Genomic DNA, 25999 nt, shown 5'->3' on the forward strand with positions numbered 1-25999 from the left:
AGAGGCGATCCCCCCGATGAAGAAGCCGCCCAGGGACGAACCCCGGGACGACCTGACCGTCACCCCGCCCAAGACCTGGGCCGCGGGCGTGCCCGCCGTGGTGCACGCACTGGAGTACTCCCTGGCGCAGACGTCCCCCAAGGAAACCGCGGTGGACCTGCTGACCATGAACCAGGTCGACGGGATCGACTGCCCGGGCTGCGCCTGGGCGGACCCCGCACCCGGCCACCGGCACCGCAACGAGTACTGCGAGAACGGCGCCAAGCACATCAACGACGAGGCGACCACGCGGCGGATCACCGCCGGCTTCTTCCGCGAGCACTCCGTCTCCGACCTGGCCCAGCGCTCCGACCTGTGGCTGAACCAGCAGGGACGGCTCACCGAGCCGATGGTCAAGCGGCCCGGATCCGACCACTACGAGCCGATCAGCTGGCGCGACGCCCTCGACCTGCTCGCCGGGGAACTGAAGGCCCTGGACAGCCCCGACGAGGCGGTCTTCTACACCTCGGGCCGCGTCAGCAACGAAGCCGCCTTCGTCCTGCAACTCTTCGCCCGCGCGTACGGCACCAACAACCTGCCCGACTGCAGCAACATGTGCCACGAGTCGAGCGGCTTCGCCCTGCACGAGACCCTCGGCACCGGCAAGGGCACCGTCAGCCTCGACGACCTCCACCACGCCGACCTGATCTTCCTGGTGGGACAGAACCCCGGCACCAACCACCCGCGGCAGCTGTCCGCGCTGGAGCAGGCCAAGCGCAACGGCGCCCGCATCGTCGCCGTCAACCCGCTCCCGGAGGCGGGGCTGCTGCGGTTCAAGAACCCGCAGAAGGCCAGTGGGGTGATCGGCCAGGGCGTCCGGATCGCCGACCGGTTCCTGCACATCCGCCCCGGCGGCGACCTCGCCCTGTTCCAGGCGCTGAACCGGCTGCTCCTGGAGGCCGAGGACGCCCGGCCCGGCACGGTCCTGGACCACGCGTTCATCCGGGACAGCACCAGCGGCTTCGAGGAGTTCGCCGAGCACGTCCGGCAGGCCTCCTGGGACGACGTGGTCGCCACCACCGGTCTGACCCGCGACGAGATCGAGCGGGTCCGCGACGAGGTACTGCGCAGCAAGCGGGTCGTCGTCTGCTGGGCGATGGGCATCACCCAGCACAAGCACGGCGTGCCCACCATCCGGGAGATCGTCAACTTCCTGCTGCTGCGCGGCAACCTCGGCCGGGCCGGAGCCGGCGCCTGCCCCGTGCGCGGCCACAGCAACGTCCAGGGCGACCGCACGATGGGCATCTGGGAGCAGATGCCGGACTCCTTCCTGGACGCCCTGCGCGACGAGTTCGGCTTCGACCCGCCGCGCGCCCACGGCCTCGACTCGGTCGACTCGATCAGGGCGATGCGGGAGGGCCGGATCAAGTTCTTCCTCGGCGTGGCGGGCAACTTCGTCCGGGCCGCACCCGACAGCGCGGTCACCGAGGAGGCCATGCGGAGCTGCCGCCTGACCGCCCACGTCTCCACCAAGCTCAACGGATCCCACACCGTCTGCGGACGGACCGCGCTGATCCTGCCCACCCTCGGCCGGACCGAACGCGACCAGCAGGCGGGCGGCGAGCAGTTCGTCACGGTGGAGAACTCCATGAGCGAGGTGCACACCTCCCGCGGACGGCTCAAGCCCGCCTCGCCCCTGCTGCTCAGCGAGGTCGCCATCCTGTGCCGGCTCGCCCGCCGCACCCTCGGCACCGGCCCCGGGAACGTGACCTGGGAGGAGTTCGAGGCCGACTACAGCGCGATCCGCGACCGGATCTCCCGGGTCGTGCCGGGCCTGCACGACTTCAACCGGCGCGTGGCACGCCCCGGCGGCATCCGGCTGCCCAACCCCGTCAACGAGGGCGTCTACCGCACCGCCACCGGCAAGGCCGTGTTCACCCGCAACACCTGGCGCACGCCCGACGTCCCCGAGGGCCACCTGCTGCTGCAGACCCTGCGCTCCCACGACCAGTGGAACACCATCCCCTACACCCTGAACGACCGCTACCGGGGCATCCACGGCAGCCGCCGGGTGGTCATGGTCAACCCGGACGACCTGAGCGCCCTGTCCCTGGCCGAGGGAGACCGCGTCGACGTCGTCGGCGTCTGGCACGACGACACCGAGCGGCGCGCCGAGGGCTTCGAGGTGGTCGCCTACCCCACCGCCCGCGGGTCCGCCGCCGCGTACTACCCGGAGACCCAGGTCCTGGTCCCGCTGGACAGCGTCGCCGACATCAGCAACCAGCCCACCTCGAAGGGCATCGTCGTCCGGCTGGAGCGCGTGACACCGTAGCCGCATCGTGAGACGGGCCCCGCCGCGGGAATGGCGGGAAGCGGGGCCCCGTTGACACCTGTCATGCCCGACTCTTCCCCACGGCCCACGGCCGGACGCATGCCGCTCGCCGTCTACATCCTCGGCCTGTCCGTCTTCGCCCTCGGCACCAGCGAGTTCATGCTCTCCGGGCTGCTGCCGCCCATCGCCGACGACATGGACGTGTCGATCCCGCGAGCCGGGCTGCTGATATCGGCGTTCGCGATCGGCATGGTGGTCGGCGCTCCGCTGCTGGCCGTCGCGACCCTGCGCCTGCCCCGCAAGACCACGCTGGTCGCGCTGATCTCGGTGTTCGGCGTCGGTCAGGTCGCGGGCGCGCTCGCGACGAGCTACGAGGTCCTGTTCGTCTCGCGGGTCGTCAGCGCCCTCGCCTGTGCCGGCTTCTGGGCGGTGGGCGCGGCCGTGGCCATCGCGATGGTGCCGGTGACCTCGCGGGCCCGCGCGATGGCCGTGATGATCGGCGGGCTGTCCATCGCCAACGTCCTCGGCGTCCCGGCGGGCGCCTTCCTCGGCGAGCACCTGGGCTGGCGGTCCGCGTTCTGGGCCGTGGGCGGCGCGTCCGCCGTCGCGCTCGTCGGCGTGGTGACCCTGATCCCCCGTATCCCGCTGCCCGAGCGGCGGCCCCGGCTGCGGGGCGAACTGGCGATCTACCGGGACCGCCAGGTCTGGCTGTCCATCGTCGTGACCGCGCTCGCCGCCGGCGGTGTCTTCTGCGCCTTCTCCTACCTCGCCCCGCTGCTCACCGACGTCGCCGGGCTGGCGGACGGGTGGGTGCCGACCGTGCTGGCGCTGTTCGGCGTCGGCGCGCTCATCGGCACGACGATCGGCGGCCGGGTCGCCGACGCCCACCTGTTCGGCGTACTGCTCTCCGGCATCACCGCCTCGACGGTGCTGCTGGCCGCCCTCGCGCTGTTCGCCTCCAGCCCCGCCGCCGTGATCGTCCTGTCGCTGCTGCTCGGCGTCTCCGCGTTCTACACCGCACCCGCGCTCAACGCGCGCATGTTCAACGTCGCCGGTGCCGCGCCCACCCTCGCGGGCGCGACGACGACCGCCGCGTTCAACCTGGGCAACACCGGCGGGCCCTGGCTCGGCGGCACGGTGATCGACGCGGACCTCGGCTACGAGGCCACCGCCTGGGCGGGCGGGGCGATGACCCTGGTCGCGATCGCCTTCGCCGCCGTCTCCCTGCGGCTGCACACCCGGTCGCGCATCGTGACGGGCGGCGGCCCGGCCACCGAGACCGCGAGCCTGGAGCGGGCCCAGCGGGTGTGACGCCGGGCCCCGGCGCTCACCGTCGCCCGGGCCGCTCCGCGACGGCCCTGGCACAGCGGTCGGCCAGCCCGGCGAACGCCTCCTCGAGCGCGGGCGGGCCGACCACCTCGATGTCGGTGTCGTAGAGGCAGAAGGCGGCCGCGAGCGAGGGCCACGACCAGGAGCCCGTCGTGAGCCGGCAGCGGTCGGGACCCAGCTCCTCGACCGTCCCGTCGGCGGCGTGCGGGGACACCGCGGAAGCGGGCAGGTGGAGTACGGCCGTGCCGCGGCAGGGCCAGTCCGGGGAGCCGTCCGAGCCGCGGAACCTGCCGGTCAGGAAGGCGGCCACGTCCCCGCCGGGCAGGTCCCGGGGCGCGAAGCGCGGGCCGGTGGGAGTGCGCGGGGTGATCCGGTCGGCGCGGAAGACCCGCCAGTCCGCGCGGTCCAGGTCCCAGGCGACCAGGTACCAGCGCCCGCCCCGGGTGACGAGATGGTGCGGCTCCACCCGGCGCGGGGGCGGCGCCTGCGCGGCCCCGGTGTCCGCGGGGCGGCCCGGGGCATGGTCGAAGCGCAGCACCTCGCGTGCCTGGACGGCGGCGCTGAGCGCCAGCAGGACGCCGGTGTCCGCCTGGGGCTGCGGCCGGGGCGCGGACCGTGTGACGGAGGTGACCTGGAGGGCGTCGATCCGGTGCCGCAGTCGGGCGGGCATGACCTGGCGCAGGGTGGTCAGGGCGCGCTCGGCCCCGTCCTCGATCCCGGCGCCGGTGGTTGCGGCCGTCCGCAGCGCGACCGCGAGGGCGACCGCCTGCTCGTCGTCGAAGAGCAGCGGGGGCAACCGCGTCCCGGCGTCCAGGCGGTAGCCGCCGTCGGGACCCTTCACCGACCGGACGGGGTAGCCCAGCTCCCGGAGCCGGTCGACGTCGCGGCGCAGCGTGCGCGCACTGACGTCCAGCCGCTCGGCCAGCACCGCACCGGGCCAGTCCCGGCGGGCCTGGAGCAGCGAGAGCAGGGACAGCAGCCGGGCGGAGGTCTTCTGCATGGCCACCATGCTGCCGCACATAGCGGCCACAACCTGACCGCTACCTGAAGCAGAGTGGGCGTCGCGGGGCCGGACCGGCCCAGCTTTCCCTCCGAGGCAAGGAGCCCGACATGACCGCCAAAGCCGTGACCCACCTCAACTTCCGTGGTGACGCCCGCGCGGCCCTCACCTTCTACCAGGCCGTGTTCGGCGGGGACCTGACCCTGGTGACGTACAAGGACGCCGGCAGCGTCCAGGATCCCGCCGCGGCCGACCAGGTGATGTTCGGCCAGCTGTCCACCGCCGACGGCCTGGCCGTGATGGCCTACGACGTGCCGTCCGACCTGCCGTACCACCAGGGCGAGAACGCGTTCTTCGTCTCGGTCCGCGGTGAGACCACCGAGGAGATCACCGCGTACTGGGAGAGGCTCGCCGAGGGCGCGACCGTCCTGCGGCCCCTGGGTACCGCCCAGTGGGCGCCCCTCTACGGCATGCTGCGGGACCCGTTCGGCGTCACCTGGGTCCTGGACGTCGTGAGCGAGTACAACGCGTGAGCGTGCTCGGCGCCCGGTCGCTGAACCGGGCGGCCCTCGCCCGGCAGCTGCTGCTCGAGCGCGCGGACCGCCCGGTGCTCGGCGCCGTCGCGCACCTCGGCGGCATGCAGGCACAGGAGCCCCAGGAACCCTTCGTCGGGCTGTGGTCGCGGCTGCGCGACTTCGCCCCGCGGGTGCTCGACGACCTGCTGACCGGGCGTCGGGCGGTGCGGACCCACCTGATGCGCCGCACCGTCCATCTCGTCACCGCCGAGGACGTACTGGCCTGGCGGTCGCGCCACGACGCCATGCTGCGCGCACGCGTCCTCGGCACCTACCGCCGCGAGCTCGCCGGGGTCGACCCCGACGAGCTCGCGGCGGCGGGCCGCGCGGTCCTGGCCGACGGCGAGCCCCGCTCGATGGGCGACCTCGCCCGCGCCGTGGCCGCGCGGTGGCCGGACGCGGGACCGCGGCCGCTGGGGGAGCTGCTGGTCGCGGCGCTGATCCCGACGGTGCAGTTGCCGCCGCGCGGGCTGTGGCGCACCAGGGCCGGGGTGCGCAACGCCCCGGTGGCGCACTGGCTGGGCCGCGAGGTGGACCCGCCCGCCCCGCCGGGCACCGATCCGGTCGGGGAGCAGCTGGTACGGCGCTACCTGGCCGCGTTCGGGCCGGCCGCCTCGGCGGACCTGCGTGCCTGGTGCGGGCTCACGGGGCTGCCGGCCGCGGTCGCGGCGGTCCGCGGGGAACTGGTCTCCTTCCGCGACGAGCGCGGCCGGGAACTGCTCGACCTGCCCGGCGCGCCGCGCCCCGACCCGGACACCCCCGCGCCCGTCCGGTTCCTGCCCGCCTTCGACAACGCGGTCCTCGGCTACCAGGACCGCGGCCGGATCATCGACGACCCGCACCGCGGCCTGTCGGTCACCGGCGCCCGCTTCGTCCTCGTCGATGGGAGGGTCTCGGCGACCTGGACCGTCGAGGACGGCACGGTGACCGTCACCCCGCTGCGCCGGCTCACCCGGCCGGAGCGCGCCGAGGTCGCCGAGGAGGGGCAGGCCCTCGCGTCCTTCCTCTCCGACGGCGACAGCGACCGGGTCACGGTCGGGGCGGCACCGCCGTGAGGGGCGGCCGGCCCGGACTGTGCTCGGCGCCGGGCGGTGTCACGCCCCGGGCACGACGTCGGCGACGACGCAGCTGACGTTGTCGGGACCGCCGGACCCGTTGGCGAGGGCCACCAGTTCCCGGACGGCCGCCCCGGGCTCGCCCGGGGCGGCCAGCACCCGGCGGATCTCGTCGCCCGGCACCACCGTCGACAGGCCGTCGGAGCAGAGCAGGTAGCGGTCCCCGGGCCGGGCGTCCTGCAGGCGCATCTCGGCGGTGGCGTCGGCGCCCCTGCCCAGGGCCCGCGCCAGCAGCGACCGCTGGGGGTGGGACACGGCTTCCTCCGGCGTGATGTGGCCCTCGTCGACCATCGACTGCACGACGGTGTGGTCGTGCGTGATCTGGAACAGCTCCCCGTCGCGCAGCAGGTACACGCGCGAGTCGCCGATGTGGACGAGGCCCAGCTGCGACCCCGTCCAGAGCATCGCGGTGAGGGTCGTACCGGCCTGCTGCTGCGCGGCACCGGCTCCCACGGCGTCGTGCACGGCCCGCTCGGCCTCCTCCACCGCGTCCGCGAGGACGTTGAGGAGGCCGTCCGCCGGGACACCGCCGGTCTCCAGCCGCCGCAGCGACTCGACGGCGGCGGCGCTCGCCGGAGCCCCCTCGTCGCCGAAGCCGTCGGCGACGGCCAGCAGGCGGGAACCGGCGTAGGCGGTGTCCTGGTTGCGCTCGCGGACCAGGCCGGTGTCGGAGGCGGCGGCGTAGCGCATGCTCAGGGCAGGACTGCTGGGAGACATGGCGGGATCCTTCCGGGTCAGGTGGTCGACGAGGAAGGCGGCCAGGTCCCGTCGGGCGGCGGTCTCGGCCTCGGCCCGTGCCCAGAAGGCGCGGACCTCCCCGGCCGCCGCTCCCGCGTCCAGGGAGCACACGTGCCGGATGCGGACCAACGGCATCCCCAGGCGGCGCAGCCAGGCCACGAGCCGGGCCCGTTCCACCTGTTCCGGGGCGTAGTGGCGGTAGCCGGTGACCGGGTCGACGCGGGCGGGCGGCAGCAGGCCCAGCTCGTCGTAGAGACGCAGCGCCTTCGGCGACAGCCGGGTCGCCTTCGCGAACGCCCCTATGGTCAGCAACTCCACGTCCACGTGCCCACCCCTCCTCGTACCGGGCGCGTCGCCCGGTGACACCGATGCTGCGGCCTGCCCCAAGGTGAAGGTCAACCGCCGCCCGACCCGAGACGTGTGACGTCGACCGAGCCCTCCCCGGTTCGCGGCTGGGGGACCGCCGCCCACAGCGCGGCCAGCGCGGCAAAGGCGGCGACGAGGGCCACCGCCCCGGTGCGGCCCTTCGCCCAGCGGGCCCGGAACCGGACCGGGTCCTCCACCAGGACCTTGGAGAGCCAGGCGAGCGCCACCGACACGGCGAGCAGCATCGCCGTACGGGGAGCCCCCTCGAGGCCGAGCCGTTCCTCGCTCAGCAGCACGTACACGGGCCAGTGCCACAGGTACAGGCTGTACGAGACCACGCCGAGCCGGCGCAGCGGCGCGGCGGCGAGGAAGCGCCCGGCCGGTGTGCGGGGAGCCCGGGCGAGGCACGCGACGAGCAGGGCGGCGGCCAGGGCGTGGAGGAACAGCCCGCCCCGGAAGAGGGAGGGGGAGTTCTGGCCGTCGGCCGCGATCCAGTACGCCCCGATGCCCGCCGCCAGGGCGAGGCTCCACCGGCCGGCCGCGCGTTCGCCGAGGCGGGAGACCAGTCGCGCGGCGGGCTCGGTGGCCGCCAGCGCTCCGAGGAGGAGCGAGAAGGCACGGGTGTCGGTGCCCTCGTAGACCCGGGTGGTGTCGGCCGGAGTGGTCAGGACGACCATCAGGACCAGGGACGCGACGGCACCGGCCGCGGCCACGGCGGCCACCCGCCGTCCGGCGCCCCGGCCGCGGGCCACCAGACAGAGCACCAGCGGCCACACCACGTAGAACTGCTCCTCGACCGCGATGCTCCACAGATGGCTGAAGACCCTGGTGCCGGCCGAGTCCCAGTAGCCGACCCGGTCGGCCACGAAGTGCCAGTTGGCGAGGTTCGCGGCCACCCACGGTCCGTCGTCGAGGGCGTACCGGAGCAGGTTCGGCGGGCCGAGGGCCCACACCAGGAGCAGGGTCCCGGCGAGCACGACCGCGAGCGCGGGCAGCAGCCGCCGTGCGCGCCGGCCCCAGAAGGCGAGCAGGTCGATCCGGCCGTCACGGGCCCGCGCCTCCTTCAGCAGCAGGCCCGTGATGAGGAAGCCGGACAGGACGAAGAAGAGGTCGACGCCGAGGAACCCGCCGTCGAAATGACCGGCGTGGAAGAACAGCACGCCCAGGACGGCGAGGCCGCGCAGGCCGTCCAGCGGGGCGATGTGCCGCCGTGGCGGCCGCGGCTCGGGGGAGAGGGCGGCGCGGGCGCGGCGGTGGGCGGGGAAGGGTGTGGCCGGCAGGGGCATGGGGTGGTCTCCGTCGAAGGGGCGAGGCGTCCCCGGCCCGCGACCGCCTCGCGGTGGGCGGGTCGGCGGGCCGGGTTCCGCCGTGGGGCTAGGGCCTGTCCGGCGGATCAGATCGCAGGAAAGAAGCGGTACCTCGTCGGCGCAGATGCGCGTGCCAGACCCCGCGTCTGCGGCAGGATCCGCCGGACAGGCCCTAGGCGCAGCCGAGCCGGCTGTAGACCTTCTCGCCGGTCCACGCACCGGTGGCCCACGTGTCGGCGGCGGCCGGGTCGAAGCCGTACCGCTTCTCCAGCTGCTCGCCGAACCAGACGGCGAACGCCGCCGAGCCCTGCTGACAGGAGTGGATGCCGTCCTCGCTGCGCTGCGCCTGCTCGGAACCGCTGTCGTCGCCCCACAGTGCGGCGGCGTCGAGGAAGCCGGCCGTGTCCGGGTGCTCCTCGGCCACGCTCTTCGCCGACCGCGGCGCGGACGCGATCTCCGCCTCGTGCGGCCGGTAGAAGTCGTCGATCTTGAACGGCGGGGCGGAGACGAGGAGGAGGTCGGCCCCCGCCTCGTTCACCGTCTTCACCAGGCGTTCGTAGGCCGCGCGCTGTTCGGCCGGGGTGCCCCAGTCGTAGGTGGTGACCTGGTAGGCGACGACGTCCGGCGCGAAGGACTTCAGCGTCTTCGGCAGGCTGTCCCAGGTGGGTGCCGCGATCTCGCCGACGACCCCGCCGCCGCCGGCGGCGGCCACCGACTTGAAGGCGACGCCCCCGGCCTTCATGGCCGCGTCGAGGGCGGGCGCCTGGGCCTCACCGATGGAGTCGCCCATCCACAGCAGGCGTCGCGGCCTGTCGTCCCGCTTTCCGTCGGAGGAGTCCTTCCCGCCGTCCGGGGTGCCGGCCGCCGCGCTGTCGCTCGCGGAGACCTCGACGCCGGTGCCGGAGCCCTGACAGCCGGTCAGGGCGAGTGCCACGGCCGCGGCCAGGGCGTACCCGACGGCGTGGCGGGCGGGCAGCGACCGCCCGCTGGAGTTGATCTCGTTGTCCATGCCTCCAGCACAGGCCACCCGTGCCCGGCCCGGGGAGGGCTGTCATCGTTTCCTCACATGACGCGGAACCCGGCGTCATACGCTTCGAGCACGCTGGCAGAAGACGGCCGCCGCCGAGCCGAGGAAGCCGAGCCGAGGAAACCGGAGAAGAGCGCACCCCCATGGCACGAGTCCTGCTCATCGAAGACGACCCCGCCGTACAGAGAGGCGTCTCGCTCGCGCTGAAACGCCGGGGGCACGAGGTGGCCGTCGCGGGCAGCGGCGAGACCGGCCTGCTGACCCTGGAGCGGCACCGGCCCGACCTGGTGCTCCTCGACCTGATGCTGCCGAACATGAGCGGTCTGGAGGTGTGCCGCCGGATCCGGGAGAGCAAACGGATCCCGATCATCATCCTCTCCGCGCGCGGCGACGAGATCGACATGGTCGTCGGCCTGGAAGCGGGCGCCGACGACTACGTCGTCAAACCGGCGGGCGCCGAACTGCTGGAGGCGCGGATCCGGGCCGTCCTGCGCCGGGTCGCGCCCGCCCAGGACGGCGGCGCGCCCAATCCCGCCGCCGGCCCCGAGCGGCACGCGGACCTCACGGTGGACCGCACCACCCTGGTGGTGGCCAAGCACGGCACCGAGCTGCTCCTGGCACCCTCGGAACTGAAGCTCCTGCTGTTCCTCACCGCCACCCCCGGGCAGGTGTACTCCCGCCAGCAACTGCTGGAACAGGTCTGGGAACACTCCTTCTACGGCGACGTCCGCCTCGTCGACGCCTGCGTGATGCGGCTGCGCGCCCGTATCGAGGACGACCCGCGCAGACCGGTGTACGTGCAGACCGTGCGCGGCTTCGGCTACCGATTCGGCCCGCTGTGAGCCGGTTGCGGCCACCGCTCCGGCTCGCCGCGAGCAGGCTCCGGCCGTACCCGCCCCGCGGGCTGCGGACCCGGCTGGTGGTGGCCTTCCTCCTGGCCGCCGCCTTCGGTGCCCTGCTCACCGCCGGCTTCACCTTCCACCGGGCCCGCGCGGCCATCCTCGACCGCGCCGCGGAGACCGCCGTCGCCGATCTGCGCACCCAGCTCGACTCCCTCGCCCCCGACCTGGCCCTGCCGCCCACCGACGAGGACCTGCGCGGGCTCACCGGGCAGATCGACCAGGCCGGCGGGTCCCGGGCCTGGCACGCGTCCGCCTCCTACCGGGGCGGCGAACCGGTCTCGGCCTCCCCGGGCGCGGCACCCGTCCCCGACGGACTGCGGGAGACCGTCCAGGACACCGGGCGGGCCGTCCACCAGCGGACCGAACACGACGGCCGCCCGTGGCTGGCCCTCGGCATGCCCGTCGCCTACACCCCCGACGAAGCTGGGAACGCGGGCCCGGACCCGGACCCGCTCTCCGGGCTGACCGTGTACGCCGTCTTCCCCCTCGACGACGACCGGGCCGACATCGACGCCCTGGTCACCGCCGCCCAGGCCGGAGCCGTTCCCGCGCTCGCCCTCTCCCTCGTCCCGGCCCTGGTGGCGGCGCGCAGCGTCCTGCGGCCCGTCCGACGGCTGCGCCACGGCGCCGAACGCATCGCGGCCGGGGAGCTGGACACCCGCCTGGACACCGAGGGCCACGACGAGCTCGCCGACCTGACCCGCTCGTTCAACACCATGGCCGAGACCCTGGAGCGGGACGCCGCCGAACTGCGCCGGCTCGAGGCGGGCGCCCGCCGCTTCGCCGCCGACGTCGCCCACGAACTGCGCACCCCGCTGGCCGCCATGGCCGCGGTCACCGAGGTCCTCGACGAGGACGCCGCCTCGGGTGTGCTGCCCGCGGACACGGAGGACGCCGTCCGGCTGATCAGCGAGGAGGTGCGCACCCTGGCCCGCATGGTGGAGGACCTCATGGAGGTCTCCCGCTTCGACGCCAAGGCCGCCCCCGTCCACCGGGAGGACGTCGACCTGCGCACCCTCGTGACCAAGACCCTGCAACTGCGCGGCTGGGCCCACGACGAGCGGGTCCGGGCCGACCTGCCCGAACCGGCGCCCGTACGCGTCGACCCCCGCCGGATCGACGTCGTCCTCGGCAACCTGGTCGCCAACGCGCTGCACCACGGACGCCCGCCCGTGACGGTCGCCGTCCGCGCTCAGGACGACCGGGTCCGGGTCACCGTCACCGACCGGGGGCCCGGCATCGGGGACGACGCGCTCCCGCACGTCTTCGACCGCTTCTACAAGGCCGACGCGGCCCGCCCCCGTTCCGGCGGCAGCGGCCTCGGACTCGCCATCGCCCAGGAGAACGCCGCCCTGCACGGCGGCACCCTCACCGCCGCCAACCACCCCGACGGGGGTGCCGTCTTCACCCTCACCCTGCCGCGGGCCGCCTCCTCCCCGGGAACGACATGACATCCCGCCACTTTCCGCACCCGAATCGGGCCGCCCTCGCCCTCACCGTGCTGCTCGCCGCCGGGGCCACCGGCTGCGGCATCGGCACCACCGGCCCGGTGCAGGCAGGCGCACCCGCCTCCGGCGTCCAGCGGCCCGGCGACGGGGCGAGCACCGTGCGCCTGTACTTCGCCGGCCCCTACGGCACCCGCCCCGTCACCCGGCGGACGGACGCCGACCTCGCGCCCCAGCAGGCCCTCGACCTGCTCCTGGAGGGCCCCACCCCGGCCGAGCGCGAGCGCGGCCTGACCACCCACGTCGAGTCGAGAGCGGCCGGACGGCTCACCGCGACCACGAGCGAGGGCGCCGTCGACGTCGTAGTCCCCCTCCGGGTCAGCGCCGGCGACCTCGACGTGACCGCGGTCAGCCAGCTGGTCTGCACCGCGGCCCACGCCGACGTCCCGGGGGGCCGCCCCGCCGAGCGTGTCGACGTCCGGATCCACGAGAGCGGCACCCGAGCCGCCACGCCCTGGACGCTGCGCTGCGGTGCGGGCGGCAACGCCACGCCCGTCACCGGCTGAGCGGCGTCGGCTGCCCGCGGCAACGAAATGCGGAGTACACCCATCTTCGTGATCTACACCGAGGGGAGAGGAGCGCGGGACCCCACTACACCCGACGCAGTACGCCAGTCCAGACCCAGGGTCGGATCAAACACCTCGAACCCCGGGCGAGCATGGATGTGTACCCCGGTCAGCGCCTCCGCCTTCCCCCCATGTGCCGGGTCTTCGTCCTGCCCGTAAACCCGACGGATTGGTCCAAAAGGTGGCTACGTTTCTCTATCGACTCGGCCGGAGGGCGTTCCGGCGCCGCGGCCTGGTCGCCCTGTTGTGGGTGGCCATACTCGTGGGCGCCGGCGTCGCCTCGTCCGCGGCGCCGGCCCCGCCCGAAGACTCCTTCTCCATGCCGGGCACCGAGTCCCAGAAGGCGTTCGACCTGCTCGACGAGCAGTTCCCGGCCGCCAGTGCCGAGGGCGCCACGGCCCGCGTCGTGATCCGTGCCCCGGAGGGCGCGAAGATCTCCGACGCGGCCGGCAAGGACCGGGTGAAGGACCTGGTCGCCGACCTCGAGGCCGGCCCGCAGGTCTCCTCGGTGGACGACCCGTTCGAGGCGAACGCCGTCAGCAAGGACGGCACCACCGCCTACGCCTCCGTGACCTACAAGGTCAACGCGATGGAGCTGACCGACGAGGCCCGCGACTCGCTCACGGCCGCCACCGACGGCGCGCGCGCGGGCGGGTACACGGTCGAGACCGGCGGCGACGCGGTCGTGGCGGAGCAGGAGATGGGCGGCACCGCCGAGCTGATCGGCATCGGCGTCGCCGCGATCGTGCTCCTGCTGACCTTCGGCTCCCTGGTCGCGGCGGGCATGCCGCTGCTCTCGGCGATCATCGGTGTCGGTATCGGCATCTCCGCCATCGGGGCGCTCGGCAGCACCCTGGAGCTGTCCGCCACGACCTCCACCCTCGCCATGATGATCGGCCTCGCGGTCGCCATCGACTACGCCCTGTTCATCGTCTCGCGCTACCGGGCCGAGATAGCCGAGGGCCGTGCCCCGGAGGAGGCGGCCGGACGCGCGGTCGGCACCGCGGGCTCCGCGGTCGTCTTCGCCGGACTGACCGTCGTCGTGGCCCTGGCCGGTCTCGCGATCGTCAACATCCCGATCCTCACCAAGATGGGCCTGGCCGCCGCGGGCACCGTCGGCATCGCCGTGCTGATCGCCCTCACCCTCACCCCGGCCCTGCTCGGCTTCGCCGGCAAGAAGGCGCTCAGCCGCAAGGACCGCAAGGCTCCCGCCGGGGCGCGGGCCGCCTCCGGCAAGCCGAAGCTCGGCACCCGGTGGGCCCGCTTCGTACAGCGGCGCCCGGTCACCGTCCTGCTGACCGCGGTCCTCGGCCTCGGCGTGATCGCGGTACCGGCCGCCGGCATGGAACTGGGCCTGCCCGACGAGGGCAGCTCGGCCCCCGACACCACCCAGCGCAAGGCCTACGACATGCTGTCCGAGTCCTTCGGGGCCGGGTTCAACGGCCCGCTGATGGTCACTGTGGACGCACGCGGCGCGGACGACCCGAAGGCCGCCGCGGACACCGTGGGCGAGAAGATCACCGGACTGGGCGAGGCCGCGGCCGTCACCCCGGCCAACTTCAACGAGGAGGGCGACACCGCCGTCCTCACCGTGATGCCCAAGACCGGCCCGAGCGACGTCGCCACCGAGTCGCTGGTGCACGACATCCGCTCGCTGTCCGGCGACATCAGGGCCGACACCGGCGCGACCATGCTGGTCACCGGTGCGACCGCGATGACGATCGACTTCTCGCAGACCCTGGACGACGCGCTGATCCCCTACCTGGCGCTGGTCGTCGGGCTCGCCTTCCTGCTCCTGATGCTGGTGTTCCGCTCGGTCCTCGTCCCGCTGAAGGCGGCCCTGGGCTTCCTGCTCTCGGTGGCCGCGGCGCTCGGCGCGGTGGTCGCGGTCTTCCAGTGGGGGTGGCTCGCCGACGTGTTCGGCGTGGACCAGCCGGGCCCGATCATGTCGATGATGCCCATCTTCATGATCGGTGTGGTCTTCGGCCTCGCCATGGACTACGAGGTCTTCCTCGTCACCCGCATGCGGGAGGCGTACGTCCACGGAGAGTCCGCCGCCGAGTCCGTCACCACGGGCTTCACCCACGGCGGCCGGGTCGTCGCGGCGGCCGCGATCATCATGATCAGCGTCTTCTCGGGCTTCATCCTGGAGAACGACGCCATGATCAAGATGATGGGCTTCGGCCTCGCGATCGCGGTGCTCTTCGACGCCTTCGTGGTCCGCATGGCCATCGTGCCCGCGGTGCTCGCACTGCTCGGCACCAAGGCGTGGTGGCTGCCCAGGTGGCTGGACCGCGTCCTGCCGAACGTCGACGTCGAGGGCGAGAAGCTGCACCGGGAACTCGGCGACACCGCCGCTCCCACGGAGCCCGCCCGCGAGCCGGAGACGGCCGGAGTCTGACCCACGCGCACACGGCCCCGGTGTCCCTGGTACCCCCAGGGACACCGGGGCCTTCGGGCTACAGGGCTCCGGCGGCGTCGGCGAGAGCCTGGTCGAGGACGGCCACACCGCGGGCGATCTCGTCGTCGCTCGCGGTCAGCGGGGGCGCGATACGGAAGATCCCGCCCATCCCCGGGAGCTGGACGATGTTCATGTGCAGCCCCAGCTCGAAGCAGCGCCGGGTGACGGCGGCGCCGAGACGGTCCGCGCCGCCCTCGCCCAGCACCTGGTCGCCGACCAGTTCCATGCCCAGCAGCAGCCCCCGGCCCCGGACGTCGCCGACCACCTCGTGGCGGGCGGCGAGCTTGTCGAGGCCCTCCCGCAGCGCGGCGCCGAGCCTGCGCGCCCGCTCGTCCAGCCGGTCGCGGACCAGGACGTCGAGGACGGTGTTGCCCACCGCGGCGGGCAGCGGGTCGTTGACATGCGTGGTGAAGAACAGGAACCCGCGCTCGTGCGCCCGCTGCTCGATCTCGGGGGTGGTCAGCACGGCGGCCAGCGGCAGCCCCGCGCCCAGCGTCTTGGACAGCGTGAGGATGTCCGGGACGACCCCCTCGTGCTCGAAGGCGTACCAGTCGCCGGTCCGGCACAGCCCCGTCTGGGCCTCGTCCAGGATCAGCAGCATGCCGCGCTCACGGCACTTGTCCGCCAGGGCGGCGAGATAGCCCGGCGGAAGTTCGACGACGCCGCCCGAGGAGAGGATCGGCTCGACCAGGCACGCGGCCAGACTGCCGACCGACTGGGCGTCGATCATCTCGAAACCCAGGTCCAGCTGGCGACGCCAGTCCAGCTCGCCGTCCGCGCCGACGACGGAGGGGCGGTAGCGGTCCGGCACCGGCAGTGCGAAGTTGCCCGGTGCGGCGGGGCCGTAGCCCTTGCGTCCGGCGCTGTAGGTGGCGTTCGCGGCGGCCTGGGTCATGCCGTGCCAGGACCGGGCGAAGGAGACGATCTCGTGGCGCCCGGTGACGAGCTTCGCCATCCGCACCGCGGCCTCGTTCGCCTCCGCCCCGGTGGTCAGCAGCAGCGCCTTCTCCAGCGGCGCGGGCAGGGTGCCGGCGAGCCGGCGGGCCAGCTCGACGACCGGGCGGCTGAGCATGCCGCTGTGCAGATGGTCGAGGTGCGCGACCTGTTCGCGCACCGTCGAGACGATCGCCGGATGGGAGTGCCCGAGGATGGCACTCATCTGACCGGAGGTGAAGTCCAGCAGTTCACGGCCGTTCTCCGTGAAGACGGAGGTGCCCGCGGCGCGCACGACGACCTCCGGCGAGAAGGGTGCGTGGCCGGAGTAGCGGATCAGGTGGCGCCCCAGGTCGGCGCCGGAAGTCTCGGAAGGCATGCGACCGACGGTAGGGATCGGCCGCTGCGCGTGTCCATCGCACAGATTCGACGGTGCTGTACGGCAGAACCGTACAGATCGCCGAGGTGCGCCGTACCATCGGCTCCGTGCTCAACTCCGGACGGCTGCACCTGCTCAGCCAGCTCGACACGCTCGGTACCGTCCGCGCGGTCGCCGACACGCTGCACCTGAGCGCGTCGACGGTCTCCCAGCAACTGGCGGTGCTGGAGACCGAGACCCGGTGCCGGCTCATCGAGCGGACCGGGCGGCGGGTGCGGCTGACCCCGGCCGGACTCCTGCTGGCCCGCCGGGCCCGGGAGATCCTCGACCGGATGGCCGACGTCGAGGCCGAACTGCGCGCCCTGAACGACGAGCCCATCGGCACCGTCCGGCTCGCCGTGTTCCAGAGCGCGATCTACAGCCTCGCCGTCCCGGCGGCGAACCGGCTGGCCGCCACCCATCCGCACCTGCGCCTGGAACTCGTCGAGATGGAACCGCACGAGAGCGGTCCCGCCCTGCGCTCCGGCGAGGCCGACGTCATCGTCACCACCACCGACTACTCCGGCCTGACGTGGGGCGCGGACCTCGACGTCATGTCGCTGGGCAGCGACCCGGTCCTCCTGGTGCTGCCGGACGGCCATCCGCTGGCCGCCCGCGCCGCGGTGAACCTCGCGGCGTGCAAGGAGGAGACCTGGGCCTGCGACCGGCCGCAGTCCTACATGGCGGACCTGACCGTGCGGCTGTGCCGCGAGTCCGGGTTCGAACCCAGGGTGGCCTGTCGGTTCAGCAACTACCTCATGCTGCTGCGGCACGTCGAGACGACCGGCTCGATCGCCCTGCTGCCCGCCCTCGCGGTCACCGCGGACCACGCCGTCGTCACCCGGCGGCTGAGCCCGCCGGTGCACCGCAACGTCGCCGTCGTGGTGCGGCGGGGCGCCCCGCAGCGCGCCGCGGTGAACGCGGTCATCGCCGCCCTGCGCGACCACCCCGAGATCGAGGCCCTGTCCGCCCCCGAACCCTCGGGCGAGGGCCGGGAGGGAGCCCCGCGCCCCTGAGAGCCGCGCCCGCTCAGGCGGCGGGGATCCGGCGGTGGATGTCCTCCAGCATCATCCGGACCGACGTGCGGAAGACCTCCGCCTGATGGTCGCCCAGGAACGCGGTGTGCCCGAACACCTCCAGGACGACCAGGCCGTGCACGTGCCCCCACGCGCTCAGGAAGAGGGAGACCGCGGCGGGCGGCAGATCGCCCTGGGCGTGCAGGGGAAGCTGTTCCAGATGCTCCCGGTACGCCGGCGAGAGCGCGGGGACCTCGGCCGCGGCGAGCTGCGCCGGGGTGAAGCCGGCGAACAGCTCGCGCTGGAAGATCGCGCCCATCCGGCGGACCGCCTGCGTGGTCGGGCCCTCGGCGGGTGCCGCGTAGTAGCGCAGCGGCGTCCCGTAGAGGAGCTGGAAGTGCTCCGGACGGGCGACGCCCCAGTCGCGGTAGGCCTCGGCCACCGCGACCAGACGGGGTGTGGAGGGGGACGTGCGCACGCCGTCGGCGGCGGCCTGCAACGCGTCGGACAGCTCGCCGTACGCCTTGGTGATGAGGGCGGTGACGAGGGCGTCGCGGTTCGGGAAGTAGTGGTAGAGCGCCTGCACGGTCATGCCGAGACCGCGGGCGACCGCGCGCAGCGACAGGGCGGCGGGACCGTGTTCGCCGATGTGCTGCTCGGCGGCGTCGAGTATCTCCCGCGCCGCGGCGGTCCGGCGCCGCTCGCGGAGGGAGACGGGAGCCGTGGTGGTGTGTCGCTCTGTGGGCATGCGGCGAGCCTAGGGCGCCACTGACTGATGGGTCATCAAGAAGCCGAACAGTGTTAGGCAGATCTCACACTGTCAACGATCCTCGCCCCGTGTCCGCCTCCCCTTTCCCCGGGGGAGGCGGGCACGGGCGGGCGTCCGCCGACGGGCGGGATCTCAGGAGCCGACGGCCGCGGGGCCCTCGGCGTCGGCCTCGCCGGCCGGTCTGAACTCCACGGCGACGACGCCGTCCACGCTCCGGCAGTGCTCTTCCAGCAGCGGGGCGGACACATGGGACGGGAGCCGGCCACTGAGCACGACATGACCGTGCGCCACGTCCACCTGCACCGACGAGGGAGCCAGACCCAGCGCCTTGACCAGGGCCTCCTCGATGATCTCGGTGCGGATCGCCCGGTCCGTGCGCAGGAAGACCCGCAACAGGTCGCTTCTGCTGACGACCCCGGCCAGCCGCCCGTCCCCGTCGACGACCAGCAGCCGTTTGATGCGGTGCCGTGCCATCACCCGCGCGGCGTCCACGACGCTCCAGCTCTCCAGGGCGCACAGCGGGGGCGAGGTCATGAGCCCGGCCGCGTCCGTGGCGTCCGCCTTGCCCGCCGAGACCCGGGACCACTCGGCGTGCTCGGGAGAACCGTCGGGCTCCCCGCCCCACATCTTCTGCAGGAGGTCGGCCTCCGACACCACCCCCACGGGGCGGTTCTCCCCGTCGACGACCGGCACCGCCGTGATGTCGTATTCCAGCAGCAGGTGGGCGATCTCCTTGAACGGTGTGCCCCGCTGCACGCGGACCACGGCGTCGCTCATCAGATCGCGCACCCTCTGGTGTTTCATTAAGGGTCTTCTCCTCCACTGCCGGCCCGCGTCGACCGGCGTTCGTCCTTCTCGTCCCTGAAAACGATCGATCGGCCCCGGGAGTGCCCCGGCGCCGACGCGCGGGGACCGACGAGGACCAGGGCGATGTCGTCGCCCGGGGTGGGCGCGTGCCGGATCAGGGTGTCGGCCATGGCGTCCAGGTCGCCGGGGTCGCCGTGTTCCACGAGACCGGCGAGGGCCGCGATCGCGTCGTCCAGGTCGACCCCGGGCGCCTCGACCAGTCCGTCGGTGTACAGGGCGAGCACGCTGCCCGGCGGCAGCGGGAACTCCAGCGAGGGGTACACGGTGTCCGGCTCGATGCCCAGCAGCAGGCCCGGCGGCACCCGCAGGGTCTCGACGCGCCCGTCGGCGTGGCGCACCAGAGGAGGCGGGTGCCCGGCGAGCGCCACACAGGCGCGGTGTGTGGCCAGGTCGAGGTGGACGTAGGCGCAGCTGGTGAACAGGCCGGGATCGAGGTCGGTGAGCAGACGGTTGGTGCGGGCCAGCACCTCGTCGGGGGGCGCCCCCACGGTGGCGTTGGCGTGCACGGCGGTGCGGACCTGCCCCATCAGCGCCGCGGCGTCCACGTTGTGCCCCTGCACGTCGCCGATGGTCACGCTCGCGGTGTGCTCGTCGAGGCGGATGACGTCGTAGAAGTCGCCCCCGATGCCCAGGCCCCGGGCGGCCGGGAGGTAGCGGGCGGCGACGTTCAGCCCGGGCACGTCGGGGAGGGTGTGCGGCAGCAGGGCGGACTGCAGGCGGTGGGCGAGGTGGTGCTTGGCGTCGTAGAGGCGGGCGCGGTCCAGGGCCTGCCCGACCAGACCGGCCAGCGAGGTGAGGGCGGCCCGTTCGCCGGGCGGGAAGACGTGGGGCCGTCGGTAGGAGAGCAGCAGCGAGCCGATGGGGCGGCCGGAGGCGATCAGCGGCAGCAGGGCCCAGGCGGCCATCCCGTCCTCGTGCGTCATGGCGGGGTAGGCGTGGTGGAGTTCTTCGAAGGTCGTCCAGAATCCCGGCACCCCCGTGGCCATGACGTCGGCCCCGGGGACGGCCGTGGTGAGCGGGGCCCCGTCGAAGCGCCTCAGGAGCTCTGGGCGGTAGCCGCGCTGCCCGACGATCTTCAGACGGCCGTCCGCCGGGGCCATCACCACCATGGCCTGCGCCCCGAGCGCGGGCATCAGCTGGTCGGCGGTCTGCTCGACCACGTCCTGCACGCTGACGGCCTCGGTGAGGGTGGAGGCCAGGTGCATCAGGTGGTACAGCACGGTGGCACGGCTGGGACCCGAGGCCTGTACCGGCCGGGACGGGGGCGCGTCCGCGTCCGGGCTGCCGCGGGTGATGCGCACGCTCAGTCCGGTGGCGTCCGGGTACAGCTCGAAGGACAGCCACGTCTTCGGCGGGCGCAGGACCGTGAAGCCCTGCGGCCTCCGGCTGACCAGCGCGGCCCGGTAGCGGTCCTCGACGTGCGGCACGTCCATCCAGGGCAGCGCCTCCCACGGCAGGGCGCCCACCAGAAGCGACCGGTCGACGCCGAGCAGTTCGGCCGCCCCCGGGGTGACGAAGGTCAGATGCCCCTCCAGGTCCAGCGCGCAGGAGCCGCCGGGCAGGCGGTCCACGAAGGCGGACAGCGCGGTCGCCTCGGCGGGGGAGGGGGTGCGCGGGGCGGCCGGCGGCAGGGTCCGGGGCCGCTCCGGCGGCCGCACCGGTTCGCCGCGGTCGATGGCCCGCTGCAGGCTGTCGCCCAGGCGGCGGCAGCCCGCCCGGATGACGTCCTGTTCCCCGGCGCTCAGCCGCGCCGGGTGGTTCCCGGGCCACAGCAGCACCAGCCCGCCCCTGAGGGCGGTGCCCGAGACGAGCGGTGCGGCCGCCAGCGAGAAGTCGTACGGCAGGACGAGCGCCAGCCGCGGATACTCGCGGGCCATCTCCTCCCGGCCGCCCGCCCACACCAGACGGTGCTCGCGGACGGCGTCCGCCACGGGCATCGGATCCTTCAGCCCGACCCGCCGCCACGGTGCGGCCATCTCCTGGGGGACCCCCGTGACCAGAACCTGCCACACGGCGTCCTCGCCGGGCGGCAGTGCGTACAGGATCCCTCCGAACGCACCGCTCGCCCGCACGACGGCCGCCATCGCGGAGTCCATCAGCCGTCCGTCCGCGTCCGCGCCGACAGGGCCGCCCGACGCCGGCCGCCCCGAACATCACCCATATCTGGACACTACGCCCGTCCCGTCGCGACGGCATGCGAGGGAGTGACGGGACGGGAACCGCCGCTCAGTGCCCGTTGCCGTGCCCCTGGGGCCCCCGCTGCACGTACAGCCGGCCGTCCGCCGGACCGGTCCACTCCAGCCGTACGACACCGGGCACCGCGGACTCCGCGACGCGCGAGGCCGCCGACCAGTAGCCGGCGGCCGGGTTCTGGAAGTAGGTCGCCCACAGGCCGCCCCGGTGATCGGCGAAGAAGTTGTTGTGACCGGCTCCGACACCCGCCGTGTACCGCTCGGCGTACGGCCCCTCGAACCGGTCGGCCACGGCGACGATCGCGTCGTACTGGTACTGCACGCGCCCCGCGGCGGGCACGTCGTAGGCCTGGCGGACGGTGCCGTCGGCGTTGACGGACGTACGGTCCCAGGCGGCGTGGACGAGGTGGTACTTGCCCCGGTGCTTGAACACGTAGGCGCCTTCGAGGTACGGCTCGGGGGAGTAGGGCGTCTGCTGGAACCGGGGCAGGTCCGTCGTCGTGACGATGTCCTCCATGTCGTCCCGGAACTTCGCGTACAGGTCGTTGTGCAGCACGAGCCACGCGTCGTCGCCCTCGGAGAAGAGGCCGCCGTCGATGTGGTGGTAGGCGCCGGGCTCGATGAACTTCGGACCCCCGATGAACGAGTCGCCGAAGGGCTTGTCCAGGTTGCCCTCGATCAGCCGGTACGGGCCCTCGACGCCCCCCTCGCTCACCAGCATGAACGAGCCGACCTTGCGGGAGTGGTCGCCCATGCACGCGACGAGGTACCAGGTGCCCCGGAAGTGGTGCAGCTCCGGCGCCCAGGCCTGGCCGCGCTTGCCGAACTGCTCATCGTGCCAGTACTCCTGCCAGGGCGCGACGACCGTGCGGCCGGGCCGGTTCTCCCCGGCGAACTCGGGCGACCACACCTTGCCGCGCTCGGCCCCGGGCCGGATGCCGGTGGTGTCGGCCAGCCGCCACGGGCCCTTGAGGGAGGGGGCCAGCCACACGAAGATGCCGTCGTTCCAGGGGCCGGCGGCTTCGAGTCCGGGCACCCGGGTGGTGCCCGTGGCGACGTACAGCGGGCGGCCGTCGACGACGAAGCAGTTGACGTAGGTGTCGCGCATCCAGACCGTGCCGCGCTCCTCGTCACGAGGACGCAGCTCCAGCGGGAGGACGAACGAGTTGTCCTCGCGCGGCCACAGGTCGGCCCGGGTGTCCGCGGCGCCGTACGGCTCCGGGTCCGGCCAGTTGCGCGGGTACCGCCGCCCCGCCCCGGCCTGCGGGGGAGTCGTGGGCGCCGCCGCGGGAGCCGCCTGTGCGGCACCGGCGGGCAGGGCGAAAGCCGCCCCCGCACCGGCGGCACCGGCCAGCAGGGATCGTCGGGGGAGTCCGTACTCGGCATCGGTCATCAGTCGGGTTCTCCTTCGTCGTCCCCGTCCGGGAACCGAGGCGCGGCACAGCGGCCGCATGACGGGGGCATGGCGCACAGCATGCGAACGCCCGCACATTTACGTCAACAGGGCGGACGAATAATCCAGTCGGGCCCGCAAGCACAGGGCGCGGTCCACCTGGCATTGTGAAGACTTCATTGCGTCTTTCTGTCGGAGTGTTGACGGAATAATCGAGCCTCCCTACCTTGACCGGCATGCAGATGCCCAGCGGAGTGCACGCACTGGTCAGGCGGACCCACGAAGAGCGCGTCATGCGTGCGCTGCAGGAGAACGGCGCCATGAGCCGCGGCGAGATCGCCCGGGTCGTGGGCCTGTCCCGCACCACCCTGTCCGAGATCACCGGCAACCTCCTGCAACGCGGTGCCATCGTCGTCGTCGACACCGACGCCTCCCGCCGGGAGGGCAGCGGGCGGCCCGCCGAACGGCTGGCGCTCGACCCGGCGTCGGCGCAGTTCATGGGCGTCGACTTCGGACACCGGCGCGTCCACGTCGTCGTCGCCGACGCCTCGCACGAGATCATGGTCTCCGGCTCCGTCCGGTACGAGGACACCGCGACCTGGGCGACCCGCACGCAACTCGCCCTGGAACTGGTCGACCGGCTCAGCGGCGAGGCCGGGGTCCACTACGGGGCGCTGCAGGGCATCGGCATCGGCGTGCCCGGTCCCTACCCGGCCCCGGAGGGGGCGGCCTGGCCGCGCGCCGCCGGGGGCACCACCGTGCTGCGCCCGGCACCCGAGGGCGTCGACGTGGCCTTCGCCGAACGCTTCGACGCACCGGTCATCGTCGACAACAACACCCGGCTGGCGGCCCTCGCCGAGGCGATCAGCGGCGCCGACAGCGTCGCCGACCTGGTCTACGTACGCCTGTCGGACGGCGTCGGCGGCGGACTCGTCGTCGGCGGTCAACTGGTGACGGGTTCCTCCGGGCTGGCCGGCGAACTGGGGCACGTGACCGTCGAACCGGCGGGCCGCCCCTGTCGCTGCGGCAAGCGGGGCTGTCTGGAGACCGTGGCCTCGGTGCCCGGAATCCTCGCCGCGTGCTGGGAGTTCGGTCTGCGCCTGGAGAACCTCGACGACCTCGCCGCCGCCGTGCGCCGCGCCCACCCCGTCGTGGACCGGGTACTGCGGGAGGCCGCGGGGGCGCTGGGCCGGGTGGTCGGCGCCGCGACCATGATGCTGAACCCGGCGAAGGTGGTCATCGGCGGCGAGATCACCAGGTTGGCGCCCGTCCTGGTGGAGCAGGTCGCCGCCACCCTCGCCGCCGAGATCTTCCCGACCGCGTCGGCGGGACCCGCCGTCGCCGCGGCCCGGCTCTCCGACGACGACGGCGCCATCGGCGCGCTCGCCGCGGTCTTCCACAGCTCACCCCTCCTGGCGAGGTATCCCGAAACCGCCGACGTGAAGGGCCGTTCCGATGCACCCCACTCCGCCACCGAAGGAGCCGCCCATGTCCGTCCTTGACAAGCGGAGTGCCGACCAGCGGCACCCGCGGCCCGAGCAGGGGCCCGGGTCCTCGCCCGAGGCCGAAGCGGGCGACACCACCGCGGGCGACACCACCGGGGGAGACGCCGCGGCAGGCGCCGCCAAGTCCGCGCCGGGGCGCTCCCGTTCCGGCAGGCGCGGGCTGCCCCTCGTGCTGAACGCCGTGTCCGTCGCACTCGGCATCGCCCTCTGGTGGGCCCTCGCGTCCGCCGGATTCAAGCTGCCGACACCGCCGGAAGTCGTCGACCGCGCCGCCACCCTGATCAGCGACGGGACACTCGCCGACGACGCCCTCGCCAGCCTGACCCGGGTCCTCATCGGCTTCGCCCTGGGCACGGCCGTGGCCGTCCCGGTGGGCTTCCTGATGGGCTGGTACGGCATCCTGCGCGGACTGATCGAGCCCTGGATCCAGTTCTTCCGCACCATCCCGCCGCTGGCGATCATCCCGCTGGCCGTGGTCGCCATGGGCATCGACGAAACCCCGAAGATCTTCGTCATCTTCCTCGCCGCGTTCCTGGCCTGCGTGATCTCCACCTTCCAGGGCGTGGTGAACGTCGACCGCACCCTGATCAACGCCGCCCGGGTCCTCGGCGCGGGCGACGCCACGATCTTCGCCCGCGTGGTGGTGCCGGCGTCCACGCCCTTCATCCTCGTCGGCATGCGGGTCGGCCTCGGCTCGGCCTGGGCCACCCTGGTCGCCGCGGAGCTGATCGCCGCCCAGGAGGGCCTCGGCTACCGCATGCAGAACGCCCAGCTCTACTACGACCTCCCGACCATCTTCGTCGGGCTCATCTCGATCGGGATCCTCGGTCTCCTCATGGACCGCGTCCTCCTCCTCGCCGAACGCCGGCTCACCCGATGGCAGGAACGCCGATGACCAGCACACCCGCCAAGATCTCCGTCCAGCACGTCACCAAGACCTTCTCGCTGGGCCGGGAGACCTTCACCGCCCTCGACGACGTTTCGCTCGACATCGCGAACCACGAGTTCGTCACCGTCGTCGGCCCCTCGGGCTGCGGCAAGAGCACCCTGATGAACATCCTCGCCGGGCTGGAGACACCCACCGACGGCCGCGCCCTGGTGGACGGAGCACCCGTCTCGGGGCCCGGACCCGAACGCGGCGTCATCTTCCAGCAGTACGCCCTCTTCCCCTGGCTGACCGTACGGCAGAACGTCGAGTTCGGCCTCCGGACCACCGGCGTGCCCAAGCGTGAACGCCGCGCCAGGGCCGAGCACTTCATCGAACTGGTCGGCCTGGAACGCTTCGCCGACGCACTTCCCAAGACCCTCTCCGGCGGCATGCGCCAGCGCTGCGCCATCGCCCGCGCCTACGCCGTCGACCCCTCGATCCTGCTGATGGACGAACCCTTCGGCGCCCTCGACGCGCTCACCCGGGTCAAGCTCCAGGAGCAGCTGCTGAAGACCTGGAGCCAGGACAAGCGCACGGTCCTGTTCATCACCCACGACGTCGACGAGGCCGTGTTCCTGGCCAACCGCGTCGTCGTCATGGCCGCCCGACCCGGGCGCGTCTACGACGTCGTCGACGTCGACCCCGCCATCGAACGCGACGAGGCCTTCCGGCTCAGCCCCGAGTTCGCCGCACTGCGCAACCGCGTGTGGCACTCCGTCTACCACCAGGAAGGCCGCACCGCCGCCCTTTCCGGTTCCCACTCCCCGACGTCATGA

General features: G+C 73.4%; 21 protein-coding genes. 12 read left to right on the forward strand and 9 right to left on the reverse strand.

From position 1 onward, the window contains the following. The first annotated feature begins 16 nt into the window (after positions 1-16). Entirely contained in the window at positions 17-2311 is a 2295-nt protein-coding gene (locus tag ACZ7MF_RS13385; RefSeq protein ID WP_471476716.1) for an FdhF/YdeP family oxidoreductase, read from the forward strand. Positions 2312-2410: 99 nt separating this feature from the next. Next, entirely contained in the window at positions 2411-3622 is a 1212-nt protein-coding gene (locus ACZ7MF_RS13390) for a Cmx/CmrA family chloramphenicol efflux MFS transporter (protein WP_471477230.1), read from the forward strand. Positions 3623-3638: 16 nt separating this feature from the next. Here ACZ7MF_RS13390 and ACZ7MF_RS13395 read toward each other — a convergent pair whose 3' ends face one another. Next, positions 3639-4640, reverse strand: coding sequence for a helix-turn-helix transcriptional regulator (locus ACZ7MF_RS13395; protein WP_471476718.1), 1002 nt, complete (start codon positions 4638-4640; stop codon positions 3639-3641). A gap of 110 nt (positions 4641-4750) precedes the next feature. Between ACZ7MF_RS13395 and ACZ7MF_RS13400 the strand changes: the two genes are divergently transcribed. Both ACZ7MF_RS13400 and ACZ7MF_RS13405 read left to right on the forward strand, forming a co-directional pair. After that, positions 4751-5173, forward strand: a complete 423-nt coding sequence (locus tag ACZ7MF_RS13400) for a VOC family protein (protein ID WP_471476721.1) — start codon at positions 4751-4753, stop codon at positions 5171-5173. After that, on the forward strand, positions 5170-6270 hold the full coding sequence (locus tag ACZ7MF_RS13405; protein WP_471476723.1) for a winged helix DNA-binding domain-containing protein: 1101 nt from the start codon (positions 5170-5172) through the stop codon (positions 6268-6270). The genes ACZ7MF_RS13400 and ACZ7MF_RS13405 overlap by 4 nt, the downstream gene beginning before the upstream one ends. A gap of 39 nt (positions 6271-6309) precedes the next feature. On the opposite strand, the gene ACZ7MF_RS13410 is transcribed toward ACZ7MF_RS13405, so the two are convergent. From ACZ7MF_RS13410 to ACZ7MF_RS13420, 3 genes are all read right to left on the reverse strand, one after another. After that, complete coding sequence (locus ACZ7MF_RS13410; RefSeq protein WP_471477231.1) at positions 6310-7386, reverse strand: MerR family transcriptional regulator; 1077 nt, start codon at positions 7384-7386, stop codon at positions 6310-6312. Between the two features lie 77 nt (positions 7387-7463). Beyond that, a complete protein-coding gene (locus ACZ7MF_RS13415; RefSeq protein ID WP_471476725.1) occupies positions 7464-8720 on the reverse strand; it encodes an acyltransferase family protein in 1257 nt (418 codons plus the stop codon). A 193-nt stretch (positions 8721-8913) separates the two neighbouring features. After that, complete coding sequence (locus ACZ7MF_RS13420) at positions 8914-9750, reverse strand: SGNH/GDSL hydrolase family protein (protein WP_471476727.1); 837 nt, start codon at positions 9748-9750, stop codon at positions 8914-8916. Between the two features lie 161 nt (positions 9751-9911). Here ACZ7MF_RS13420 and ACZ7MF_RS13425 point away from each other — a divergent pair, with 161 nt between their 5' ends. The 4 genes from ACZ7MF_RS13425 to ACZ7MF_RS13440 all read left to right on the forward strand — a co-directional run bounded on the left by ACZ7MF_RS13425 (position 9912) and on the right by ACZ7MF_RS13440 (position 15142). Next, positions 9912-10610: a response regulator gene (locus tag ACZ7MF_RS13425; RefSeq protein ID WP_471476730.1), complete on the forward strand. Its 699-nt coding sequence runs from the start codon at positions 9912-9914 to the stop codon at positions 10608-10610. Continuing rightward, entirely contained in the window at positions 10607-12121 is a 1515-nt protein-coding gene (locus tag ACZ7MF_RS13430; protein WP_471476734.1) for an ATP-binding protein, read from the forward strand. The genes ACZ7MF_RS13425 and ACZ7MF_RS13430 overlap by 4 nt, the downstream gene beginning before the upstream one ends. Then, on the forward strand, positions 12118-12681 hold the full coding sequence (locus ACZ7MF_RS13435; protein WP_471476737.1) for a hypothetical protein: 564 nt from the start codon (positions 12118-12120) through the stop codon (positions 12679-12681). Before ACZ7MF_RS13430 ends, ACZ7MF_RS13435 begins: the two co-directional genes overlap by 4 nt. Before the next feature lie 241 nt (positions 12682-12922). Continuing rightward, positions 12923-15142 carry an MMPL family transporter gene (locus tag ACZ7MF_RS13440; RefSeq protein ID WP_471476739.1) on the forward strand — a complete coding sequence of 740 codons (2220 nt, stop codon included), beginning with the start codon at positions 12923-12925 and terminating at the stop codon, positions 15140-15142. A 58-nt stretch (positions 15143-15200) separates the two neighbouring features. Here ACZ7MF_RS13440 and ACZ7MF_RS13445 read toward each other — a convergent pair whose 3' ends face one another. Further along, positions 15201-16514, reverse strand: a complete 1314-nt coding sequence (locus ACZ7MF_RS13445; protein ID WP_471476741.1) for an aspartate aminotransferase family protein — start codon at positions 16512-16514, stop codon at positions 15201-15203. A 107-nt stretch (positions 16515-16621) separates the two neighbouring features. On the opposite strand from ACZ7MF_RS13445, the gene ACZ7MF_RS13450 reads away from it, so the two are divergent. Further along, a complete protein-coding gene (locus tag ACZ7MF_RS13450) occupies positions 16622-17569 on the forward strand; it encodes a LysR family transcriptional regulator (RefSeq protein WP_471477232.1) in 948 nt (315 codons plus the stop codon). Between the two features lie 13 nt (positions 17570-17582). On the opposite strand, the gene ACZ7MF_RS13455 is transcribed toward ACZ7MF_RS13450, so the two are convergent. From ACZ7MF_RS13455 to ACZ7MF_RS13470, 4 genes are all read right to left on the reverse strand, one after another. Then, complete coding sequence (locus ACZ7MF_RS13455; RefSeq protein WP_471476743.1) at positions 17583-18317, reverse strand: TetR/AcrR family transcriptional regulator; 735 nt, start codon at positions 18315-18317, stop codon at positions 17583-17585. Positions 18318-18470: 153 nt separating this feature from the next. Then, complete coding sequence (locus tag ACZ7MF_RS13460) at positions 18471-19142, reverse strand: CBS domain-containing protein (RefSeq protein ID WP_471476745.1); 672 nt, start codon at positions 19140-19142, stop codon at positions 18471-18473. Then, positions 19142-21301: a SpoIIE family protein phosphatase gene (locus ACZ7MF_RS13465; RefSeq protein WP_471476748.1), complete on the reverse strand. Its 2160-nt coding sequence runs from the start codon at positions 21299-21301 to the stop codon at positions 19142-19144. Before ACZ7MF_RS13465 ends, ACZ7MF_RS13460 begins: the two co-directional genes overlap by 1 nt. Before the next feature lie 130 nt (positions 21302-21431). Beyond that, the gene (locus ACZ7MF_RS13470) at positions 21432-22790 is read right to left on the reverse strand and encodes a family 43 glycosylhydrolase (RefSeq protein WP_471476750.1); all 1359 of its coding nucleotides are present in this window, start codon (positions 22788-22790) and stop codon (positions 21432-21434) included. Positions 22791-23026: 236 nt separating this feature from the next. Here ACZ7MF_RS13470 and ACZ7MF_RS13475 point away from each other — a divergent pair, with 236 nt between their 5' ends. From ACZ7MF_RS13475 to ACZ7MF_RS13485, 3 genes are read left to right on the forward strand one after another with little or no spacing between them, the layout of a single operon-like run. Next, entirely contained in the window at positions 23027-24292 is a 1266-nt protein-coding gene (locus ACZ7MF_RS13475; RefSeq protein WP_471476751.1) for an ROK family transcriptional regulator, read from the forward strand. After that, positions 24279-25190 (forward strand): ABC transporter permease, encoded by a 912-nt coding sequence (locus ACZ7MF_RS13480; RefSeq protein WP_471476753.1) that lies wholly within the window; start codon positions 24279-24281, stop codon positions 25188-25190. The genes ACZ7MF_RS13475 and ACZ7MF_RS13480 overlap by 14 nt, the downstream gene beginning before the upstream one ends. Next, positions 25187-25999, forward strand: coding sequence for an ABC transporter ATP-binding protein (locus ACZ7MF_RS13485; protein WP_356857377.1), 813 nt, complete (start codon positions 25187-25189; stop codon positions 25997-25999). Before ACZ7MF_RS13480 ends, ACZ7MF_RS13485 begins: the two co-directional genes overlap by 4 nt.

It is taken from the genome of Streptomyces sp. NPDC111628, from assembly GCF_055635195.1.